Source organism: Mycobacterium sp. pW045, from assembly GCF_041287085.1.
Classification (GTDB): domain Bacteria; phylum Actinomycetota; class Actinomycetes; order Mycobacteriales; family Mycobacteriaceae; genus Mycobacterium; species Mycobacterium algericum_A.
In genome coordinates this window covers 1-204 of record NZ_JBGGKU010000042.1, presented here as the reverse complement: position 1 = coordinate 204, position 204 = coordinate 1, and the positions used below count along the sequence as shown (strand labels likewise).

Annotated in this window: 1 protein-coding gene; it reads right to left on the bottom strand. The window is 73.5% G+C overall.

Annotated elements, in window-relative coordinates:
* A partial coding sequence (locus ACAG20_RS21120; protein WP_370494012.1) for a hypothetical protein occupies nucleotides 1-204 on the bottom strand: 204 nt, incomplete at both ends.

The window sequence follows — 204 nt, the reverse complement described above, 5'->3', positions numbered from 1 at the left end:
CCGAAACGGAGCCACCAGCACCACCGGCGCCACCAGCGCCACCGGAACCACCGATGTCACCAGCACCACCCGCTTGACCGGAGTCAGCGGCGCCGTCGCTGCCGGCGTCGCCGGCCTTGCCGTTGCCACCGGCACCACCAGCGCCACCGTTGCCGATCGCGCTGCCGTTACCGCCGGCACCACCATCGCCACCGTGGGCACCCG